This window comes from Bacillus sp. 220_BSPC, from assembly GCF_001054655.1.
GTDB classification, from domain to species: Bacteria; Bacillota; Bacilli; order Bacillales; family DSM-1321; genus Peribacillus; species Peribacillus frigoritolerans.
Genome location: NZ_JVPL01000097.1, coordinates 1 through 20,768, shown reverse-complemented (window position 1 = coordinate 20,768; position 20,768 = coordinate 1). Strand labels below are relative to the sequence as shown.

Below are 20,768 nucleotides of genomic sequence, written 5' to 3'. Positions count from 1 at the left end.
GAAATCATTGGCCTCTATATACCGGTTTTCGTTTTTCCTTGAATGCTGACAGACCCTCCAGTCGGTCAAGGGTTTTTAAAGTTGTCTGATAGCAGTCATTTTCAATTTGCAATCCTGTTTTCAAGTCAGTCTCAGCCCCTTGATTGATCGCCGCTTTTGCAGCCCTTAGTGCTAATGGGGCATTGACCGCAATCTCCTTAGCCAATTTTTTCGCTTCCTCAAGTAATTGTTGGGGTGAATATACATGACTGATGATTTTCAAGGCATGCGCCGTTTTTGCATCCAATCTCCTTGCCGTATAAATCAGTTCTTTCGCTGTCGGCATTCCGACTATCCGGGGCAGTCGCTGTGTACCGCCTGCACCAGGGATGATGCCTAATGACGTTTCAGTCAGCCCCACCTTTGCCGTATCCGATGCGATACGTATGTCACAAGCGAGTGCCAATTCCAGCCCACCGCCAAAAGCCGAACCGTTAATCGCGGCGATGACCGGTACTGGAAGGTTTTCTACAGTCGTAATCGTGTCTCCGATCAACTTGACTGTCTCCTTGACTTTATCATCATTCATACCCGCTCTTTCCTTAAGATCCGCACCTGCACAAAACGCCTTTTCACCTGCTCCGGTTATAATGACTGTTCGTAAATTGGAATCTCTCTTCAATTCATCCAGCCCTTCGACTAAGCAATGAAGCAATTCTGTGGATAAAGCATTAGCAGCATCCGGCCGATTCAAGGTCACGAGGGCAATTCCCTTTTCTTCATACCTTATATCAACTAATGAAGTCATACCTTCACCTCGATTTCGCTTATTGTGCGTTATTTACAGCCATCTGATGGCTAGGCAATGGTTTTTCCAAAAAGCTTTGAACCATGGCCGCAGCCTTCATAAGCTTTTCGGGATTGATTCCTGTGTGAATCCCCATTTTATGTAGCATATGAACCAGGTCATCCGTAGCCACATTTCCGCTCGCGCCTGGTGCATACGGGCATCCCCCTAAACCTCCGAGCGAAGAGTCGAAAGTGTCAATACCATAATTCAGTGATTCAAGAATATTTGCGAGTGCCATTCCCCTTGTATCATGAAAATGGAGGGCAATTTGGCTCATATCATATCTTTTTACAGCCTGTTCAAGGAACAGTGCAACCTGCCTTGGAGACGCGACCCCAATGGTATCACCCAATGAGACTTCGTCGATGCCATATTCAAAAAGTTGATCACAAACACGGAAAACCTGATCAGTCGAAACTTCCCCTTCATACGGACAGCCGAAAACGGTTGAAACATAGCCCCTGACCGTTTTCCCGCTATTTGCTGCTGTCCTGATGACATCCTTCAATATTGGAAAGGTATCGGAAATCGACTTATTGATATTTTTTAGATTATGCGTTTCACTAGATGACATGAACACGGAAATATCATCGATATTGGCTGCAAGGGCCGACTCCAGACCCCTTTGATTCGGTACAAGGGCCGCATAAGTGATACCAGGCTTGCGCTTTATTCCCTTAGCCACCAGGGCGGCATCACTCAATTGGGGAATCCACTTTGGGTGTACGAAAGAAGTCACTTCTATATAAGATAATCCTGTATCAGAGAGCTGATCGATCCACTCCATTTTGCTTTGTGCAGGTATTATGACCTTTTCATTTTGCAGCCCGTCACGGGGTCCAACTTCCTTAATTGTCACTTTTTCTGGCCAATTCATCATACCCCTCCGTCCCTTTATTCAATGACGGCCAAAACGTCGCCTTCATTTACGAAATCCCCTTCATTCACTTTTAGTTCTTTAATGGTGCCAGCTTCCTCGGCTGCAATGGGGATTTCCATTTTCATCGATTCCAAGATAATGATATCCTGTCCGTCGGTTACACTTTGCCCCTCATTTGCTACGATTTTCCAAACGCTTCCTGCCATGCTTGCCTTTAATTCTGCCATTTTATTTTCCTCCCGAACATTGTGTTTTAAGTTATACAGTCAATTTTTGAATATATTTCGCAATGAAATCCGTAGTCGTATCTCCTTGGGAAAAAGCTTCATGAGAAATTATTTCCATCAACAAAGGAAGGTTTGTTTTAATTCCTTCTATTTTATAGCATGCCAGCGCTTCTCTTAATCTCTCAATCGCTTTATCCCTTGAGTCGCCGCTCACCACCAATTTGGCGATCATCGGATCATAAAAGTGGGATACGACCGATGTTCCATGAACCGCCAATTCATGACGAATCCCTTCACCTTCCGGAAGTTCCATGGTGGTGATTCTCCCCGGTGCCGGATAAAAGGTTTTCGGATCTTCAGCATAAATGCGCACTTCAATGGAATGTCCGTCCTGTTTAATCTCACTTTGGGTGAAATCCAATTTGTTGCCAGATGCAATTTTAATTTGCTGTTCGACTAAGTCCAGTCCCGTAATTTCTTCAGTGACAGGATGCTCTACCTGAAGGCGTGTATTCATTTCCAGGAAATAAAAGTTTTTATCTGCATCTACTAAAAATTCGAGAGTGCCCGCATTGCTATAACCGATGGATTTTACCGCTTTCACTGCAGCCATTCCCATCCTGTTTCTTGTTTCTTCGTCAAGGAAAGAAGATGGAGCCTCTTCCACGACCTTCTGGTGGCGCCTTTGAACGGAGCATTCCCTTTCCCATAAGTAAACAGCATTCCCAAAGGAATCCGCCAATACCTGAATTTCGATATGACGAGGCTTCTCAATCAATTTTTCTATGAACATATCTCCATTTCCAAAAAATAATTGGGCACGTTTTTGATTTCCTTCGAAGGCTTTGGTTAGTTCATCTTCATTAGCAACGGCTTGCATGCCGATTCCCCCGCCGCCTGCTGCTGCTTTTAACATGACTGGATAGCCAATCTTTTCGGCAACGGCTGCCGCTTCTGCACTATCAATTAACGGACGTGAAAATCCAGGCACCAATGGAAGACCGGCTTGCTCCATCTTTTTCCTCGCCTCGACTTTATTGCCCATTTGCTGGATGATCTCTGGTTTGGGACCAATGAATATCAAGCCGGCTTCTTCGCATGAACGTGCAAAATCTGCATTTTCACTAAGAAAACCATAACCAGGATGAATGGCATCCGCTCCGGTTTCCTTAGCTATTTCCAAAATCTTATTGACGTTTAAATAGCTTTCCTGCACTCTCGGACCACCCAATAAATATGCCTCATCCGCCAATCCCACAAAAGGCGAATCCGAATCTGCTTCCGAATGGACAGCGACAGTAAGTATTCCAAGCTTTTTGCATGTACGAATAATGCGCGATGCTATTTCTCCCCTGTTTGCGATAAGAATTTTTCGAATCATTCGATATCCTCCTTATTTAGTGCGTTCCGTTAGTAGGTCAAGAGTTTGTTGCCGAAGCTTATACTTTTGGATTTTTCCGGATGCAGTCATTGGATAAGCATCGGTAAATTGAAAGTAACGCGGAATTTTATGAAAAGATATTTTCCCTTTGCAATACTCTATCAATTCTTTCTCCGTAAGGGTTTCTCCTGCTTTCAAAATGATCCATGCGGCTACCTCTTCCCCATACTTCTGATCAGGAACGCCGAGTACCTGGACATCGACAATTGCAGGATGTTGATAGAGGAATTCTTCAATCTCACGGGGATAAATATTTTCCCCTCCACGGATGATCATATCTTTCAGCCGGCCAGTAATCTTGCAATAACCCCTTTCATCCATCACCGCTAAATCTCCCGTATGAAGCCAGCCTTCCTGGTCAATCGCCTGCTCAGTGGCTTCCGCGTTATTATAATATCCCTTCATTACATGGTATCCCCTCGAACAGAGTTCACCCTGTGTGCCACGCGGGACTTCATCCCCTGTAGACGGATCGACAATTTTCACTTCCACTTTCGGCAACGCCCTTCCCACTGAAGAAACACGAAGTTCGATCGGATCATCCGTTCTCGTCATCGTAATTCCTGGAGAGGATTCCGTTTGACCATAAGTTATTGTAATTTCCGAGATGCCCATCTTATTCACCACGCTTTTCATGACTTCGATCGGACATGTGGAGCCTGCCATGATACCAGTCCGTAACGAACTTAAATCATAATCGTCAAAGTCATCGAGATTAAGTTCAGCAATGAACATCGTCGGTACACCATGAAGCCCCGTACATTTTTCGGCTTCAACTGTCTGAAGGACAATGCGTGGATTAAACTCCACGACCGGCACCATTGTTGCCCCTACTGAAACAGATGCCATCGTACCAAGGGAACAACCGAAACAATGAAAAAACGGAACCGGGATGCATAGCCGGTCAGCTTCGGTCAGCTTCATGCATTCCGCGACATTCAATCCGTTATTGATCAAGTTGGAATGCGTCAACATCACTCCTTTTGGAAATCCTGTCGTCCCTGATGTATATTGCATGTTAATCACATCGCCTGGAGCCAATTCCTCCATCCTCATGTCCAGCGATTCCTCCGAAACGGATTTGCCCCCGCTAATGACTTCATCCCATGAAAACGTTCCGGGATAACGTTTTTCACCTAAAACGATGATATTTTTTAATTTTGGCAGTTTCTCAGATTGTAATTTTCCTGGTTCTGCATTTTTCAATTCAGGAATGATTTCATACAGCGTATCTATATATGAATGATCCTTATATTGTTCCATCAGGATGATCGTCGTCGAATCGGATTGCTTTAACAGGTATTCCAGTTCACTTGTGCGGTAATTAGTATTGACCGTCACCAGCACCCCGCCCATTTTTGCGGTGGAAAATTGGGAAATAAGCCATTCCGGTTTATTGGATGCCCAAATGGCGATATGTTCACCTTTTTTTATATCCAGTGACATGAACCCCCTGGCAGCCTTTCGGCAAATCTTTTCAAATTCGCGATAAGAATGGCGCAGGCCTAGTTCATGGTACACAACCGCTTCATTATCACCATATTGTTCAGCTGTCCTTTCAAGCAATTTCCCGATCGTAACATCTAGCAAATCAGACATCAAACTCCTCCTAATCAAATAAAGGTAAGAATGAACGCTTTTTGCTGTATAGATAACATCTGCTTTTCACCTAAATGAACCCAAGCATCAAGTTCATTTTACGTTCCGTAAAGATTAACAGCCTAATTGCCTGGCGATAACGAGTCTTTGAATTTCGGATGTGCCTTCACCAATTTCCAATAACTTAGCATCTCTTAAATAGCGTTCCACTTCATATTCTCGCATGTAACCAGAGCCGCCATGTATTTGAATCGCTTGATTGCTGGCGCGGAACGCGGTCTCACTTGCAAAAAGCTTGGCGTATGCCGCTTCCTTTGCAAAAGGTTTTTTATTGTCTTTTAACCATGCAGCCTTATATACCATATTCCTCGCCAATTCGATTTCCATCGCCATGTCAGCAAGCTTGAATTGAATGGCCTGGAAATTCGATATGGTTTTACCGAATTGAATGCGCTCTTTTGAAAAAGCTAAAGCTCTGTCAAAGGCAGCCTGAGCGATACCGACGGCCAAAGCTGCAATGGAAATCCTTCCACCATCAAGCGTGAATAAGAATTGTTTGAACCCTTTGTCTGGATCTCCCAATAAATTTTCCTTTGGCACCCGGACATTATCCAGAATGATTTCACAAGTATTGGAAGCCCGGACTCCCATTTTTTCATAATTGCTATTGATCGTAATCCCTTGGGTATCGGTTGGCACGATGAATGCCGAGATGATGTTTTTGCCCCTTGTATCTTTGCCCGATACAGCAGTGACGGTAACCGTTCTTGAATAGCTGGCATTTGTTATCCATGTTTTCTCGCCATTAATCACATATTCATCACCTTCCAACACGGCAGTCGTTCTCGTACCGCCAGCATCGGAACCCGCATTAGGCTCTGTCAACCCGAAAGCTGCCAGGGTTTCACCGGTCGTGATTGGAACCAGATATTTTTGCTTCTGCTCTTCGGTTCCAAAATAGTAAATTGGACTTGCCCCGAGCGAAACGGCTGCTGCATAACTTAAGCCGGTTCCCCCGCACGCCTTGCCAACCTCTTCTACGGCAATGGCATACGAAATCGTATCTCCGCCCGAACCGCCATATTCTTCAGGAAACGGAATTCCAAGCAACCCGAGTTTCCCCATTTTTTTGAATACATCTTCCGCAAACATGGACTTTGCGTCCAACTCTATCGCAATCGGTTTAATTTCCTTTTCGGCAAACTCCCTAACCATTTCCTTAATCATCTGCTGTTCTTTTGTAAGTGAAAAATCCATGTGTTCATTCCCCTTTCTATTGAGACCGACTAGTTGGTCTGTACAAATCAAGTTGATTGTTCAATCCACAACAACTTGGTTCTTCAGTAAAAATGGCTGGGTGATTTCCGCTTCTTTTTGTTTATCTATCAATAGGGCATTCAGAATTAAATCCACGTAAATATCACCGATTTCGTCGATCGTTTTTCCGCCGTCCCTTTTGTACCATTTGTAGGACCAGTTCACCATGCCCAGAATTGACATCCCGGTAATTTCCACTGGCAATTCGCTGCGGAATACTCCCTTGTCAATACCTTCTTTGATAACGGAAAAAATGATTTCTTTATACGTTTGACGCTTTTTTTTGATTGCTTCAACATAAGGTGGTTTTAAGTAAATGCTTTCTTGATAGAAAACTGAGATGTGTGGTTTATAGAGGTCAAAAACTTTAACAAATGATTGAATGATCTTTTGCATTTTTTCTGTTGGATGGGTACTTTCTGAAATGGCTTCCTGTGCTTTTATTAAAACATATGAAATAAAGTAATCATGGATGACAAATAAGAGTTCATCTTTGGAAGAGAAATGGTGATAAAAACCACCTTTGCTAGTTCCGCATGCCTTAACGATTTCGTTGACGGAGACACCATGAAAACCATGCTGATCGAAGAGCGTCAACGATGTTTCAATTATTTTTTCTTTTAACTCCGTAAGACTGCACCCCCTTTGTATCCGCTTACATTCTTTCTATCCAGAATAAAGAACTTGATTATGTATAAACTGGATTTATTTAGATTTTACCAAATAATTAAAAATTGTCAATTTTTAATTATCAACAAAAAAACAGCCCTCAAAACCAAGAGCTGTCAATCCAGTTTATTTAAGAAGCAGTCGATACCATGTCATTTACTACCCTTGACCGGTTTAACTTGGGCTTTTACAAGCTGCCACCCATTATTATATTTCCATACTGATTTGATCTCCAGTATCGGATCACGCTCATCGGACCCTTTTACATTTTGGATTCCAATAAGCGCTTTTCCTTTTCCAAAAACGGTCTTGAAATCCAGTGAAGAGTATGGATCAACCAAAAGCTCTGTCGGTTCATTTAGTTTTCCATTTTGATAAATGCCCAATTTATCATAAGCTTGTTTTCTGGAACTGACATCCATCACCACAGGTTTTTGACCTTCAATAATGATTTCCGCTTTGTATCCGTCAAGAAATTGTGCCATTACGGGAACGGATGGCGGAACTTCCAGCTCCTTCACTTTTCCATCCTTGAATGTATAGGCATAACTGGATATCAACCGCTCTCTACCTTCCATCAAAACCGTAACCAATACATCCTGGACCCCATCATCATTCAAGTCGGCAACCTTTAGATCTGGATTATACCCAGCTTCAAGCGGGACGTCGATTGTACGGCGATTGCTTTCCACACTTAACTCAATTTTTTTCAGAAACTTGCTGCCTTCCTCATAAGGCAGTCCCTGAACTTGGATGATGTCTATTTTCTGGTCACCTGTTACATCTCTTTTAGTTGATATATATGTGCCATCCACCTGAAAATTTTTATCATGCGCTTCAACCGCTTGATAGCTCAAAAATAGTGAGATGACTAAAACCGCATATTTTAGCAAATCTAACTTTTTCATAGTGATAACCTCTCTTTTCAAAGATGAACTAATTTGACATTTGTCGCCGTTTGAACTTTCGACGCTGATCTTTCATGAAGATGGACCAGAAATAATAGAACCCTGGGACTAATATCGCAAAGCCCACGATATACGTGGCAAACACGGCCCGGAATGAGGTTGGATCGGTAAATCCTGAAAGAATCGTGACATTTGGATAGATGATATAAGGTAAATGAGCGATACCATAAACATAACTGCCGATTAAATACTGTATGATAATCGCAATGACAGCGAGGCGTGGCATCCCTTTAACCTCCTGCTTAGAAAAATAGGGCAGGTACAGTGCTATCCCGCTTATGATGAAAAAAATGAGCGAGACGAATAACAATGCAGAGTTTTTCATCATTCCTTGGTAAATCCAATTCGCTTCGTATCTTAACGTAAGCATGACCAACAGAGCCATGACCAACATAAGCGGTCCCGTTATCATCGCATCCCTGCGATATATTTTGTATGCTTTCATTTCGTCGGCCTGTTTTGAGTAATCGGACAGGAGCAAAGAAGATAAAAAAAGCGTGCTCATAATTCCGAATCCCACAAATGCATACTCATTCGGACTCGTGAAAAGTTTAGATAAATTCAATTCTTCATTTCCTCTCATGCCTTCGACAAACCCAAGATGGGTGATTGGCAATACGCTGATTAATAGCCCCGGTATGATCAATCCCGTCAATCCTGAGATATACGTTAACGCTTTTTCATATTTGTCAACGCTATGCGAGAAAACCAAGAAAGCACTCCTAATACATAGCAGAACCAATATCAGGCTTGCGGGAACGATCAAGGCTACCCCAATCGGGAATACCGCACCTGGGAATAAACTGTAAATCGCAATGACAAGACCAACCACAAAAGTATTCGTCACTTCCCAAGTTGGTGATAAATAGCTATTCGCTATCTTGGTAGCATTCGTCTCTTCCTTTTTAATGTAAGTCATTGCCCAGAAGCCCGCGCCGAAATCCATAGAGGCCATGATGGCATAAAGAAAAATAAAGCCCCAGACCAGTGTTATTGCAAGAAGAGCATCACTCATTCGCCTTCCCCCCTTTTATGAATTCGAATCGAAAAGTCTTACATCTTTCTGTTCGGCTTTATATATATCATCCATTACGGAATGACGTTTGAAATAATACAAAAGTGTAAACACGACAGAAACGCATAAAATGATATATACAATAATGAACATCGTGAATAAGAATCCAAGGTTTTCGTACGAAGTGACTGAATCCTCAGTTGTCAGCATCCTGTATATCGTCCATGGCTGTCTGCCGGTACAGGCAAAAATCCAACCGCATTCTATCGAAATCACCGAAAGCGGCCCTGATGCAACAAACAGCCAAAGAATCCATTTTGGATATGTCTCCTTTTTCAGCCATTTATTCCATACCAATGCAAACAGTGCCAACGCGATTAAGCCTGAACCAATCATGACCATGGCGTTGAATAAGATATGGACATAAAGGGGCGGCCAATACTCTTCCGGAAAATCGTTCAAACCGGTCACAACCGTATCGAAGCTATTACCAGATAGAAAGCTTAATAACCATGGGAATTCAATCCCATACTTCACTTCCTGGGCTTCCCTATCGGTATAACCGAACAAGGTAAGTCCGGCATGGTCCTGTGTTTCAAACAACCCTTCTGCCGCTGCCAGTTTTTCCGGCTGTTCCCTATATAAATGCTGCGTAGTCGCATGACCATTCAATGCCGTCAAAAACGAAAAAACCAAGCCCAAGACAATACTGAGCCTCAGTGCTTTTTGGTGAAAATTAAATTCAGCAGTGCCATATTTATTTTTCAGCATCTTATAGGCTGCGACGGATGCCACGACAAAAGCGCCTGTTGTATAAGCAGTCAGGGCCGTATGTCCAGCCGTCACCAAGAAACTTGGGTTGAAAAATGCCGCCCAAGGATCGACATCGACGATTTCCCCATTTTCAAACCGGAACCCAGCAGGTGTCCCTTCAAAAGCATGGACATTCGAAATCAAAACAGCCGAAGCCAATGCTCCGAATGCAACAAAGAATAAACTCACGATTCGGGCCCATGGCTTGATTTTTTCAGCAGCATACACATAGATTGACATGAACAGTGCTTCAACCATGAATGCATAAATCTCGATCTGGAATGGAAGCGCCATGACGCGTCCAATTACTTCCATGAACCCAGGCCATAATAGTGAAAGCTGCACACCCGCAATCGTACCGGTCGGAATCCCGACCCCAAGCAAAACCCCTAATGTTTTGGTCCAGCGTTTAGCCATGACGACATACTGTAAATCCTTAGTCCTTTGAAACATCAATTCCGCTGCCAACATCATCATCGGCAACCCGACGCCGATCGTTGCAAATATGATATGTACAGCCATATTCGTCCCGAACATTGCGCGGGCCATTTGTATATGATCCATACTGTCTTCCTTTCTACCCTTTGTCTCTTGGTAGTATCTCCTCAGTAAAGGAAAATATTTAATAATATTCCACAAACTAATTTTTCATAGGTTTTGCAGTAGGTAGGTATTTACTTAATGATGTTTTTGGATGATTGTTTAGAATATATTCTATCGAGGTTATTTTTGTTATATATATTTTACGTGGAATTCACCAATTCACTAAAAAAATTGGTTACTAAGCATTTAGATGACAAATTATTGAATATCCTTCATAAATGGTAACCCAATAGGAATAAGATAGCGTAAATCCCATATAGAAAGTGTAACAAGAGAGGAGAAAAACACTTTGTCCCTTTTCAAAGATCCGCTATCACCAGATCAAATGCTGGCTGTTATCAGAAATGGCCTGGGGCCTTCTCAGATCCCCAAAAAAATCATTATCATTGGTGCCGGCATGTCTGGGTTGGTTGCAGCATCCCTTTTAAAACAAGCGGGGCACGATGTTACGATATTGGAAGCAACCGGGAGGGTCGGAGGGCGTGTTTTGACGATACGGGAGCCATTTTCAGAAGGTTCCTACCTTGAAGCCGGTGCCATGCGCATTCCGAATTATCATTACTTAGTTGCTGAATACATCAAGAAGTATGGTCTACGAGTCAACACTTTTGTGAATGCGACTCCTAATGATCCCATTTATGCCAATGGAATCAAGACGACCGCTGCCATATATCAACGGAACCCGGATATACTGAGGTATCCTGTAGCTCCCCATGAAAGAGGTAAAACAGCTGAAGAATTACTCAACATGGCAATTAAGCCTGTGACTGACTTCATCATTCAAAACCCACGTAGAAATTGGGAAATTGTCATTAAAGAGTTTGATAAATACTCCATGAACTTCTTTTTGCAGTATAATCCAGTCGGAATCAGTCTATCTACAGGGGCGATTGAAAGCATCAAAGTCCTAATGGGTTTAGAAGGATTCCCGGAACTTTCTTTTCCGGCCATACTTAGGGAGCTTATGCCTCTCTTTAATCCAGACGTGAATTTTTTTGCAATCGAAGGTGGAAACGACCGGCTTCCTTATGCTTTTCTGCCGGAATTGAATGATAATTTAAACTTCAGATATGAAGTGACAAAGATCGTTCAACATGATAATCAAGTCACCATCCATTCCAAACATACTCAAAGTCAAAACCCCTTAATGGTTACCGGTGACCTTGCCATCGTGACGATCCCTCTTCAATTGCTGCAATTTATAGAAATTGAACCCCGGAATTCCTTTTCCCATAATAAGTGGAAGGCAATAAGGGAACTCCATTATGCCGCTTCCACAAAAATCGGACTTCAGTTCACGCATAGGTTTTGGGAAAAGGAAGGAATCTTCGGCGGTAAATTGACAACCGATTTACCCATTAGATTTTCTTATTACCCCAGCCAAACGAGCAACCAGCGTGAATCGGGTCTCATCATAGCTAGTTATACATGGGAAGATGACGCCACTTTGTGGGATATCCTTCCAGAAAATGATCGTATACAACACGCATTGAAAAATTTGGCAGTGATCCATGGAAAACAAGTATATGATCATTTTTTATCAGGAGCTTCTTATAGCTGGACACTGAACCAGTATTCCTACGGCGCTTTCTCCATGTTTAAACCTGGTCAGGAGACGGACTTGTTTCCATACATCCCAACCCCTGAAGGAAGGGTCCACTTCGCTGGGGAGCATACATCAACCGTACCAGCTTGGATTGAAGGAGCCATCCAATCCGGAATCAGGGTTGCACATGAAGTGACGAATCTGCCTAGAACTTTCGGCGGGCCTTGAATGGACCATTTCCTTGGCTATTAAGTAATCTCATCAACAAAGAACACTTGACAAAAAACCTTCCATTTGGAAGGTTTTCATTCTAATGCCCAGCTCGGCATGTCCAATTGGCCATCTTTTTCCAGCGAAAGTAAGCATCGCCAGCATCGAAAATTTTTCAAGTCCCCTTAAAGTAGTCAAACTTCACTTTATCCCTCCTTTTGAACCAAAGTCTACGATCCTTAAGTCCACTTTATAATTAATATCGGCTTTACTGAAAACTTCGTCCCATTTATTCTTATTTTTCTCCCAAAACTTTGGATGCTGATTTTGCACATAACGATACAATCCTGCTACCCCTGTTTTATAATCATGCTGTAATTTGTCTACGATTTTCTCGACATCCTTTTTCACTTCATCCTCGGCAAGATGCTCAATCTCTTTTAGATAGTATTCTTCAAATGAATTCTCCTTACCATACCAATCTTCCGAAAGTCTTGCTGTATACCCGACCTTTATATTGATCGTCAAATGATCACCGTTCAATTCAGTCGTGATTTTCCTCCTTGTCCTATTGATCACTTCAACACTTATAGGCTTACCGTGTTGGAGCGTTTCAATTAGTCCACCTTTAACCTTTCCGTTTAACCAATTTAAAGCAGCTATATCCTCATCATTCATGACCCCGACCAACTTTGAATTTTTGATCACCCCTGCACCCTCCAATATTAATTTCCCACCCCTAATATCAACGGCCTGAATGGCAAAGCTTCCATCTGATTGCAAATTTGAGGATGCTTTGCCCAGTGTTTGAGGTGGGAGAATTTTATTCGTTCGCTTCTCATTATCTTTCAATTCATAGATTACATTCGAAGGAATTTCCCCATCGTCGGCTAATTCCAAAATTTCTTTCGTCGGTCTCTTTGTTAATAAAACAAGACAACTTCTCCTCGTATTGTTATCGCGTATAGACTGATTAATGATTGCCTCCATTGGGTATTTCCTCAACACATCTTCATTAATAAGGATGATACGCTGATGATTGGTTAAAACCGTATTGGTTATGAGTAACGAATCCCTAATTGCTTCATGCAGCGTTTTGGCACTGACGGTAACATTTTTATATTTTAGTTGAGCCTGATTTTCCTGAACACTATTTCCTGGAGGCACCAGAATTTGCTGTGTCAACATGATTTCGTCCTTCTTTTTGCTTTTATCAATTCCCATTCCCACCACGAGCGATAATTCTTCAATATTTTCACTGTCCCAACAGCCAGCCAGTAATGGAATAAGCAAGATTAACCATAATCTTTTCATCCGCTTCTTCTGCTCCTTTTCACTTGAACGATTGCAAAAGTAATAATTGGCAAGCCAAACAATATAAAGGGAAATATATATCCCAGCAAGTCGCTCATTTTAAAGATCTCGATTGTATTTTTCGGAATTTTGGCTAGAAAAAAAATAACAGGAACCAATACAATGAGGTTCGTTGAATAGGAATTATTAAAAATTTTCATAAGCCCTTCTGCTGCGAAGTAGTAGTAAATCGCATGAGTACAAAAAAACTGCAAAATCCAGGTTATTAAGAGAAATAGCTCCATACGTTCTAAAAATATTCCTGTTACTTCAAAGGACTGAATAAAAGAAATGGTTGGCCAAGTAACTGCCATGACCTCCGGGACAGTCAGCGTAGCCACTACCAGAACATATGTAATTACATATAAAATCAGCGGTATGAAAAAACCGATTAAAACGCCTCTTCGTATCTTGTTTTCATTTTTAACGACGCCAAACAAAAAAATGAAAAGTTCAATCCCAAAAAAAGACAAAGTCCCGGAACCCATTCCTTTCATGACAGGGAGAAACCCTTTCGCAAGAACAGGCTGCATATTTTTAAGATCGACTACCCTAAGACTAAACAAGTAAATGAGCAACACAATGACAATTGTCAGTGGGAGAAAAAAGATGCAGACCTTTGCTATGGCTTTAATTTGACCTGTCAATAGATGGGCACTTGCTAAAATCATGGAAAGTATCACGATCTCAACCGGGGTTTCCTCCAATAAATAAAAACGGACCATTTCACTCATCGCAAGAACTTCAAAGCTGGCCACGCCTATAAAGTACACCACCACGACCAACCCAATAAGTTTGGAGAGCCACTTACCATAGGCCTCCTCCATGTATGAGTAATAGCCTTTAACCTTATGTTTTTTTAACAGTACAACCAATAAGCATATGAAAAGGGCAATAATAATCCCATTTAAGATCAAGATGATCCATCCATCGGTCGAATGGACTTTTTCCGTTATCGTCCTTGGAAGCGTCAGCATCCCAATTCCTAGCATGCTGCAGGAAATGATCGCTGCCAATTCCCCACTAAGAATTTTGCCTTCGGACTGGCCCAAAAGAATTCCCCCCCTTTTTACGCTTCGGTAACCGTAGGAACGCATCCTTCCAAGTCTTTTTACCGATAAAATCCATTGGTTGAAAATAAGGTTCTTGGAAGCTGGTTAATTTTGACAAATGGCTGATAACGATGATAAAGAATAATGTGGTTCCGTATAAACCTAAAACGGCGGCAAAAATCATCGCCCCGAACCTTAATGCCCTGAACGCCAATCCAAAGCTATATTGCGGGACCGTAAAAGAGGTAATCGTCGTGATCGAAACGATAATGACCATGAGGGAACTTACAATATTCGCTTGAACTGCCGCTTGGCCAATAATGACTCCGCCAACCAATCCAACCGTTTGACCAATGGGCGATGGGAGCCGAATACCTGCTTCGCGAAGCAGTTCAATCGTTACTTCCATGATGATGGCTTCAACAAACGGCGGAAATGGCACGTTCTCCCTTGTACCCGCGATGGTCATCGCCAGTTCTGACGGAAGCAATCCAGGGTTGAACGAAACCAAGGATATATAAATCCCTGAAAGAAATACGGTAACAAATAAAGATAAATAGCGAAGTACACGTAAAAAAGAACCCGCTACCCACCTTTCATAATAATCATCCGGTGACTGCAGCAGCATCGTGATCGTCGTTGGTGCCATCAAAGCAAATGGCGAGCCGTCAACCATGATGACCACCCTTCCCTCCTGCAATGCAGCCAATACTTTATCTGGACGCTCCGTATTTTGGATTTGCGGGAAAGGGGTTAACGCTGTATCTTCAATTAATTCCTCGAGCATCCCCGAGTCTTGGAGATCAGTAGCTTTCACTTCATTTATCCGTTTATTCACTTCATTCAGCAGTGAATCGCTCGCTTTTCCTTCATAATAGATCAACGCAACTTCCCGTTTTTCCATCGTCCCGAACTTCTGTTGTTGGACGATAAGGTTGGGATGGTTCGAATATTGCCTTATCAAGCCGATATTTTCTTGAAGACTTTCGATAAACCCAAGCTTCGGTCCCCTGACAACCCTCTCAGTTGAAGGTTCACCCAGTGTACGAACTTTTTCCTTTTCCAGATTCAAGACATAACCATTTACAATTCCATCTATAAATAAAAGCGTTTTCCCGTCAAAAATATACTCTATGCCTTTTTCATATGTTTCAACATCAGCCTGTTCCCTGACTGAACAGATTTTGGAAATGACCAACTGCTCGATTGAAACCGGGTGCGTTGTTTCGACTTGGGCAGCTGATAAATCCAGGACTATATCATTTAATGCAGGGTAATCCATCGTTCCATTTAAAAATACGAATAATCCTGAAATTTCATAACCGGGAATGAATACCTCTTTAAAAACGACATCAGCCTGCATATTCAATTCAGATTTCAATTCTTCCTGTTTTTGATCCAATTTTATATGCAAGGGTTTACTTTTCATGGAGAACTCCTTTGGTTAAATGGGGTTTTATTGTATCAGTTTCCTCTATTTTCATTTTTTTTATGCGAACAGGATATGGAGGCAGCTTTTACACCATTTTATTATTGATATCCCTTTCTATAGCGAGCAACATTAACATCCAAAGTGGTTAATTTGTAATTAAATTGCAAATGCTAGGATAATAAGCTTTAGTGCAGAGGTGACAACATTGTTTAACCGCAGAACGTTCAAAAAAAAGCCCCATAAACCCAACGAAAAAAATGATGAATTAAATAAAGTTTCGGAAGTAAGGGACCTATTCAATACCCTATCTTTATCCAATGATTTCATAAACCATCAAGGAACATATAATGGCATTGGCTATTGGGTTTCTTTTTATCGCTCGTTGATCGATGCACAGGTACTTCATGAAAGTGTTCTTTCGGTCATACCTACTCTGGAAACGATAAACTTGGAGCAAATTAAAGAAAACGTACCTATTGAAAACACACTGATCACCAGTACCAAGGTTGTAATCGAAAAAAGGATCATGAGAGGCGAAATTGCACTTCGGTTAGATGGAAATCTTGATGAATGCCTATTAATCAATGTTGCGGCCCAACAAGGAAGACAAGTTGATAAACCTGAACTTGAATTTGGAATAATAAGTGCACAAGAAGCATTTGTCGAGGATCTTGATATCAATCTTAATTTAGTCAGAAAAAGGCTTCCTATCCCTGAATTGCAAGTAAATGAAATGACTGTGGGATCTCTGTCTAAAACGAAAGTGGCCGTTTTATCGATAGAAGGGATCGTTGATCAGGAAAATGTTGATAATGTTATCCAAAGGATCAATGACGTTGAGTTTGATGAAATATTGGACGGGTCATATCTCGCGCAAATGCTATATGATAATTCAAATACCTTGTTTCCCCTTTTCCTTAATACGGAAAGGCCTGATCGCATCGCAAGTGCCTTGGCTGAAGGCAAGGTAGCCCTGTTAGTCGATCGGTCGTCCTCTGTACTTATTACTCCAACCATTTTGTTGGAATACTTTATCACGATGGAAGATTATAATATGCCTTGGATTCCGGCATCGGCATTCCGTTTATTAAGGATTTTCGCGGTCGCTTTTTCGATATTTGCCACTCCCATTTATGTAGCCGTGCTGACGTATCATTATGAACTGATTCCTAAAGATCTTTTGGAAACGATCGTAACTTCAAGGAACTTAATACCTTTTCTGCCTTTAATCGAAGCATTATTCCTGGAGATCTCCATTGAGTTATTACGGGAAGCCGCTGCCAGGCTGCCAACAAAGGTAGGTCAGACATTAGGTATCGTCGGCGGTATCGTTATCGGTCAAGCCGCTGTAGTAGCTGGTTTGACCAGTAATATCTTATTAATCATCGTTGCCCTCTCGGCATTGGCATCATTTGTTACTCCCATTTATAAAATGGGGAATGCCATTCGGCTGCTGCGGTTCCCCTTTTTAATCGGTGCCCAAATTTGGGGGCTGCTCGGCATTACCATATCAGCTGTGTTTTTGATGACCCACCTTATCAAATTAACGTCAATGGGACACCCGTACCTTGAACCGATATACCCATTTCGCATGCCAGATTGGAAAGACAGCTTTGTTCGGCTTCCTTTCAATCTTTTCAAATCACGTCCTGTAAATTTACGACCAGATGATAAATCCAGACAGCCTCATCCAAAAAAAGCAAGAATCAAAAAAAATGATTTTAATGAATGATCTAAATGAGGGTCCCATATGAACCAAGCTGGTGTTAATGAAAAGTATAAAGTGTCACCGTTCTATGCGTTTTTTTTAGTGCATTCCATGCAAACGGGAGTAGGCGTTTTAAGTTTTCAAAGAGTTTTAGCGAAGACAACGGGAACAGATGGCTGGATTTCGATCCTACTGGCCGGCCTGATCGTCCATATAATGATTTGGGTCATTTATAAAATCTTCAGTATCGTTCCTGGTGATATCATTTCTGCAAATAATCAAGCATTCGGGAAATGGATGGGAAATTTCTTCAGCCTATTATTCATTCTTTACTTTTTTTTCCTCGGGATGACAGTCATGATTAGCTATATAAATGTCATACATGTATGGATGTTTGAAGAGGTACCATCTTGGGCTTTTTCAGTGGTCTTCCTGGTTTTGATTTATTATATTCATACGGGAGGATTCCGAACAATTACAGGTATTGCCTTTTTAAGCGTCCTTTTGACATACTGGCTTTTATTTGTCCTATTCTATGCCATGAAATACTCTGAATTCACCAATTTGCTTCCTGTTTTCCATCACACTCTATTGGACATATTGAAAGGAACCAGAGGTACTTCATTGACGCTGCTTGGTTTTGAAATGATCGTGATGTATTATCCGTTCATCAAAAATGCTAAAACTTCACAAAAATATGCCCATTGGGGGGCCTTAACGACAACCTTAATAACCGTATTCGTTTATTTGGTTTCACTTGTTTTTTATTCACAAAAACAGTTGGAACTGACTATATGGCCGACATTGTCAATGACCAGCGTTGTCGAATTGCCCTTTATCCAGCGATTTGAGTATATAGATGTTTCTTGGTGGGCCATCATTATCATACCCAACATGACCATCGCCTTGTGGTCAGCAAGCCGAGGTTTCAAGCGCTTGTTCAATGTTCAGCAAAAATATCCATTATGGGGGATGTCGATTATTATCCTGCTTACCAATATATTTATTTTTGATATCGATTCCCTCTATATATTGAATAAAATAATCGATCCATACGGCGTACTCTTTATTGCTTTATACTTGCCTCTTCTTTTGGCCATCATCTATATAAAGAAAATGAGGAAACGTATATGAGAAAATTATTTCTTGTTATCTTGGCTTTGCCCCTCCTTTGCAACTGTGCCGAGCCAAGAGTGGTGGATGAAGTCAATATGTCCCAGGCCATTGGCTACGACATACTGAAGAATGATAATGTCGAAGGAATGTTCGTCATTCCTATCTTCCAGCAGGACATGATGGGTAAATATCAAATCTTAAGCGGATCATCGACGACAACAAGTGATGTCCAGGCTGTCGTTTCCAAAAAAGCGGATAAGCCGGTATTGCTTGGACAGACACGCATCATTTTATTCAGTGAGAAAATGGTTCGGGAAATCGGAATGACAGAACTGACCGATTATCTCTACCGTGAACCACAACTTGGAAACAGGGTCATTTTGGCCATCGTTGAAGGAAAGGTCAAGAATGTCATAAATTCGAAACCATCAAATAAGAATGTGAATATTGGAATTTTTTTATCAGGTTTGATCAATCAACAAATTGAAACAGGTAATGGACCGGATACTAACCTCCATCTTTTTTTAAGAAACTCTCTAGAAGATGGCGGCGATTCGTTTCTTCCTTTATTTAAATTAATCAATAATGAAGTTTCGGTTTCTGGAGCCGCCCTATTTCATGAAAATAAGATGGTCAGCAAAGTCCCCACGGATGATATGTTCATCTTCAAAACATTAGTTCAACATCATAGGCGGGGAATATACAAATTCAAATTAAAAGACAAGAGAAAAAGCGATATTGTAGTGGAAAGTATCCGAAGCGGTTCAAGTTATGAGGTATCCAGCTCAGAGAGAAATCCCTCGATCACGATCAAGATCAAAATTAAAGGACAAATCAAGGAATCCATGCGAAGTGAAAACGTTACCAATAGAAAGATGATAAAAAAAATTGAAAAGGAAATGGAAGCTGATATAACCAAGCAAGCAAACCGTCTTATGAAAGATTTTCAGGAAAAATCCCTTGATCCGATTGGGCTGAAGGAAAAATATCACGCCAAAAATAAAAAATTGACCTATGAACATTGGAAAAAGATTTATCCGACAATGGACATTAATATAGAAACCAAAGTTAACATCACCCAAACCGGGGTCTCAGAATGATGAATTATCGATATGCCATTTAGAAATCTTCATCCGATTGGAAAAACTACATTCATACTAAATTGCTGGTGAACAGCTCAGTTATTTAACTGCATGGCTGGCAGATGCTTTTGAAACAGCAAGAATTGTGGTTAGCCGGATAAATGAATCTGATTATCTACCTATCGTCGTTACATTAATAACAGGAGCTGACTATATGAATACACCTATGAAATCGATCATCGCTTTCTCAGTATTAAGTATATGTTTAATCGCAGGATACTCATTTGCTTCCGCAGGTAACGAACAAGATGAATTGAAATCGGATAAAGTGACCTTTTTTGGGTCCCCAACTTCTGCGATTTCCAGTTCAGTTGCTGTGCCTCAAAGTTATAACCGGTTATTGTTTAGCGGAACAGTCGCTCCTCTTTTAAACAAGGATGGAAAAACCACTTATGAGAGATATGGCAATACAGAAAAGCAGGCAATCGGAATCTTAGAGAAATTAAAAGCAGATTTGAAAACAAAAGGACTTTCCCTCGCTGATGTAACCTATCTGCGTGTGTATGTCGCGCCAGATCCAAACAAGGGAAATACGCCAGACTATCAAGGTTGGTTCGATGCTTACGCTCTATTCTTTAATACAAAGGAAAATACAGTGAAAACAGCCCGTTCTACTGTAGGGGTGCAAAGTCTGGTTTCGCCGGATTACCTCATTGAGATTGAAGCAGAAGTAGCCTATAAAAATAACAGCAAGTCAAATAAATAGACGATCGATGTGTATGGACATGATTCAACATATCGATGTTCCAGCCACTCCGGAAAACCTTTGAATACCAAAAGAGACAGGAAATTATTCCTGTCTCAGACTGTAGACAAACTCGATGAAAATCGAGTTTGTCTATTTTTAT

19 protein-coding genes are annotated in these 20,768 nt (G+C 41.4%); 5 read left to right on the top strand and 14 right to left on the bottom strand.

The features are described 5' to 3' along the window. Positions 1-4: 4 nt before the first annotated feature. The 10 genes from ADA55_RS06260 to ADA55_RS06215 all read right to left on the bottom strand — a co-directional run bounded on the left by ADA55_RS06260 (position 5) and on the right by ADA55_RS06215 (position 10,322). A complete protein-coding gene (locus tag ADA55_RS06260) occupies positions 5-787 on the bottom strand; it encodes an enoyl-CoA hydratase (protein ID WP_048680684.1) in 783 nt (260 codons plus the stop codon). 19 nt (positions 788-806) lie between these two features. Beyond that, entirely contained in the window at positions 807-1,709 is a 903-nt protein-coding gene (locus tag ADA55_RS06255) for a hydroxymethylglutaryl-CoA lyase (RefSeq protein WP_048680681.1), read from the bottom strand. 14 nt (positions 1,710-1,723) lie between these two features. Beyond that, entirely contained in the window at positions 1,724-1,936 is a 213-nt protein-coding gene (locus ADA55_RS06250; protein WP_034312225.1) for an acetyl-CoA carboxylase biotin carboxyl carrier protein subunit, read from the bottom strand. Between the two features lie 31 nt (positions 1,937-1,967). Next, on the bottom strand, positions 1,968-3,317 hold the full coding sequence (locus tag ADA55_RS06245) for an acetyl-CoA carboxylase biotin carboxylase subunit (RefSeq protein WP_048680678.1): 1,350 nt from the start codon (positions 3,315-3,317) through the stop codon (positions 1,968-1,970). 12 nt (positions 3,318-3,329) lie between these two features. Further along, positions 3,330-4,967, bottom strand: coding sequence for an AMP-binding protein (locus ADA55_RS06240; protein WP_048680722.1), 1,638 nt, complete (start codon positions 4,965-4,967; stop codon positions 3,330-3,332). A gap of 123 nt (positions 4,968-5,090) precedes the next feature. Beyond that, a complete protein-coding gene (locus ADA55_RS06235) occupies positions 5,091-6,233 on the bottom strand; it encodes an acyl-CoA dehydrogenase (RefSeq protein WP_048680675.1) in 1,143 nt (380 codons plus the stop codon). 60 nt (positions 6,234-6,293) lie between these two features. Continuing rightward, a complete protein-coding gene (locus ADA55_RS06230) occupies positions 6,294-6,944 on the bottom strand; it encodes a TetR/AcrR family transcriptional regulator (protein ID WP_048680671.1) in 651 nt (216 codons plus the stop codon). A 170-nt stretch (positions 6,945-7,114) separates the two neighbouring features. After that, positions 7,115-7,870, bottom strand: a complete 756-nt coding sequence (locus ADA55_RS06225; RefSeq protein WP_048680669.1) for a hypothetical protein — start codon at positions 7,868-7,870, stop codon at positions 7,115-7,117. Positions 7,871-7,898: 28 nt separating this feature from the next. Further along, positions 7,899-8,945: a cytochrome d ubiquinol oxidase subunit II gene (locus ADA55_RS06220; protein ID WP_048680667.1), complete on the bottom strand. Its 1,047-nt coding sequence runs from the start codon at positions 8,943-8,945 to the stop codon at positions 7,899-7,901. 15 nt (positions 8,946-8,960) lie between these two features. After that, positions 8,961-10,322 carry a cytochrome ubiquinol oxidase subunit I gene (locus ADA55_RS06215; RefSeq protein ID WP_048680664.1) on the bottom strand — a complete coding sequence of 454 codons (1,362 nt, stop codon included), beginning with the start codon at positions 10,320-10,322 and terminating at the stop codon, positions 8,961-8,963. A gap of 364 nt (positions 10,323-10,686) precedes the next feature. Between ADA55_RS06215 and ADA55_RS06210 the strand changes: the two genes are divergently transcribed. Further along, positions 10,687-12,135 (top strand): flavin monoamine oxidase family protein, encoded by a 1,449-nt coding sequence (locus tag ADA55_RS06210; RefSeq protein WP_048680719.1) that lies wholly within the window; start codon positions 10,687-10,689, stop codon positions 12,133-12,135. Positions 12,136-12,168: 33 nt separating this feature from the next. Here ADA55_RS06210 and ADA55_RS29200 read toward each other — a convergent pair whose 3' ends face one another. From ADA55_RS29200 to ADA55_RS06195, 4 genes are read right to left on the bottom strand one after another with little or no spacing between them, the layout of a single operon-like run. After that, the gene (locus tag ADA55_RS29200; protein WP_153246100.1) at positions 12,169-12,315 is read right to left on the bottom strand and encodes a hypothetical protein; all 147 of its coding nucleotides are present in this window, start codon (positions 12,313-12,315) and stop codon (positions 12,169-12,171) included. A 3-nt stretch (positions 12,316-12,318) separates the two neighbouring features. Next, complete coding sequence (locus tag ADA55_RS06205; RefSeq protein WP_048680660.1) at positions 12,319-13,431, bottom strand: Ger(x)C family spore germination protein; 1,113 nt, start codon at positions 13,429-13,431, stop codon at positions 12,319-12,321. Further along, complete coding sequence (locus ADA55_RS06200; RefSeq protein WP_048680658.1) at positions 13,428-14,522, bottom strand: GerAB/ArcD/ProY family transporter; 1,095 nt, start codon at positions 14,520-14,522, stop codon at positions 13,428-13,430. The genes ADA55_RS06205 and ADA55_RS06200 overlap by 4 nt, the downstream gene beginning before the upstream one ends. Continuing rightward, the gene (locus ADA55_RS06195; protein ID WP_053087376.1) at positions 14,494-15,951 is read right to left on the bottom strand and encodes a spore germination protein; all 1,458 of its coding nucleotides are present in this window, start codon (positions 15,949-15,951) and stop codon (positions 14,494-14,496) included. The genes ADA55_RS06200 and ADA55_RS06195 overlap by 29 nt, the downstream gene beginning before the upstream one ends. Positions 15,952-16,159: 208 nt before the next feature. On the opposite strand from ADA55_RS06195, the gene ADA55_RS06190 reads away from it, so the two are divergent. The 4 genes from ADA55_RS06190 (at position 16,160) to ADA55_RS06175 (ending at position 20,626) form a co-directional block, all read left to right on the top strand. Beyond that, a complete protein-coding gene (locus ADA55_RS06190; RefSeq protein WP_048680653.1) occupies positions 16,160-17,686 on the top strand; it encodes a spore germination protein in 1,527 nt (508 codons plus the stop codon). Positions 17,687-17,704: 18 nt separating this feature from the next. Then, complete coding sequence (locus ADA55_RS06185) at positions 17,705-18,796, top strand: GerAB/ArcD/ProY family transporter (RefSeq protein WP_048680650.1); 1,092 nt, start codon at positions 17,705-17,707, stop codon at positions 18,794-18,796. Next, the gene (locus tag ADA55_RS06180) at positions 18,793-19,878 is read left to right on the top strand and encodes a Ger(x)C family spore germination protein (protein WP_048680647.1); all 1,086 of its coding nucleotides are present in this window, start codon (positions 18,793-18,795) and stop codon (positions 19,876-19,878) included. Before ADA55_RS06185 ends, ADA55_RS06180 begins: the two co-directional genes overlap by 4 nt. A gap of 196 nt (positions 19,879-20,074) precedes the next feature. Beyond that, the gene (locus ADA55_RS06175) at positions 20,075-20,626 is read left to right on the top strand and encodes a Rid family hydrolase (RefSeq protein ID WP_048680644.1); all 552 of its coding nucleotides are present in this window, start codon (positions 20,075-20,077) and stop codon (positions 20,624-20,626) included. The last annotated feature ends 142 nt before the right edge of the window (positions 20,627-20,768 follow it).

What these genes read in the sequence shown, in the direction of transcription:
- ADA55_RS06175 (WP_048680644.1), top strand. Translation starts at nt 20,075, where the DNA reads ATGAATACACCTATGAAATCGATCATCGCTTTCTCAGTATTAAGTATA.
- ADA55_RS06255 (WP_048680681.1), bottom strand. Translation starts at nt 1,709, where the DNA reads ATGATGAATTGGCCAGAAAAAGTGACAATTAAGGAAGTTGGACCCCGT.
- ADA55_RS06260 (WP_048680684.1), bottom strand. Translation starts at nt 787, where the DNA reads ATGACTTCATTAGTTGATATAAGGTATGAAGAAAAGGGAATTGCCCTC.
- ADA55_RS06225 (WP_048680669.1), bottom strand. Translation starts at nt 7,870, where the DNA reads ATGAAAAAGTTAGATTTGCTAAAATATGCGGTTTTAGTCATCTCACTA.
- ADA55_RS06210 (WP_048680719.1), top strand. Translation starts at nt 10,687, where the DNA reads ATGCTGGCTGTTATCAGAAATGGCCTGGGGCCTTCTCAGATCCCCAAA.
- ADA55_RS06195 (WP_053087376.1), bottom strand. Translation starts at nt 15,951, where the DNA reads ATGAAAAGTAAACCCTTGCATATAAAATTGGATCAAAAACAGGAAGAA.
- ADA55_RS06180 (WP_048680647.1), top strand. Translation starts at nt 18,793, where the DNA reads ATGAGAAAATTATTTCTTGTTATCTTGGCTTTGCCCCTCCTTTGCAAC.
- ADA55_RS06205 (WP_048680660.1), bottom strand. Translation starts at nt 13,431, where the DNA reads ATGAAAAGATTATGGTTAATCTTGCTTATTCCATTACTGGCTGGCTGT.
- ADA55_RS06245 (WP_048680678.1), bottom strand. Translation starts at nt 3,317, where the DNA reads ATGATTCGAAAAATTCTTATCGCAAACAGGGGAGAAATAGCATCGCGC.
- ADA55_RS06215 (WP_048680664.1), bottom strand. Translation starts at nt 10,322, where the DNA reads ATGGATCATATACAAATGGCCCGCGCAATGTTCGGGACGAATATGGCT.
- ADA55_RS06250 (WP_034312225.1), bottom strand. Translation starts at nt 1,936, where the DNA reads ATGGCAGAATTAAAGGCAAGCATGGCAGGAAGCGTTTGGAAAATCGTA.
- ADA55_RS06235 (WP_048680675.1), bottom strand. Translation starts at nt 6,233, where the DNA reads ATGGATTTTTCACTTACAAAAGAACAGCAGATGATTAAGGAAATGGTT.
- ADA55_RS06185 (WP_048680650.1), top strand. Translation starts at nt 17,705, where the DNA reads ATGAACCAAGCTGGTGTTAATGAAAAGTATAAAGTGTCACCGTTCTAT.
- ADA55_RS06220 (WP_048680667.1), bottom strand. Translation starts at nt 8,945, where the DNA reads ATGAGTGATGCTCTTCTTGCAATAACACTGGTCTGGGGCTTTATTTTT.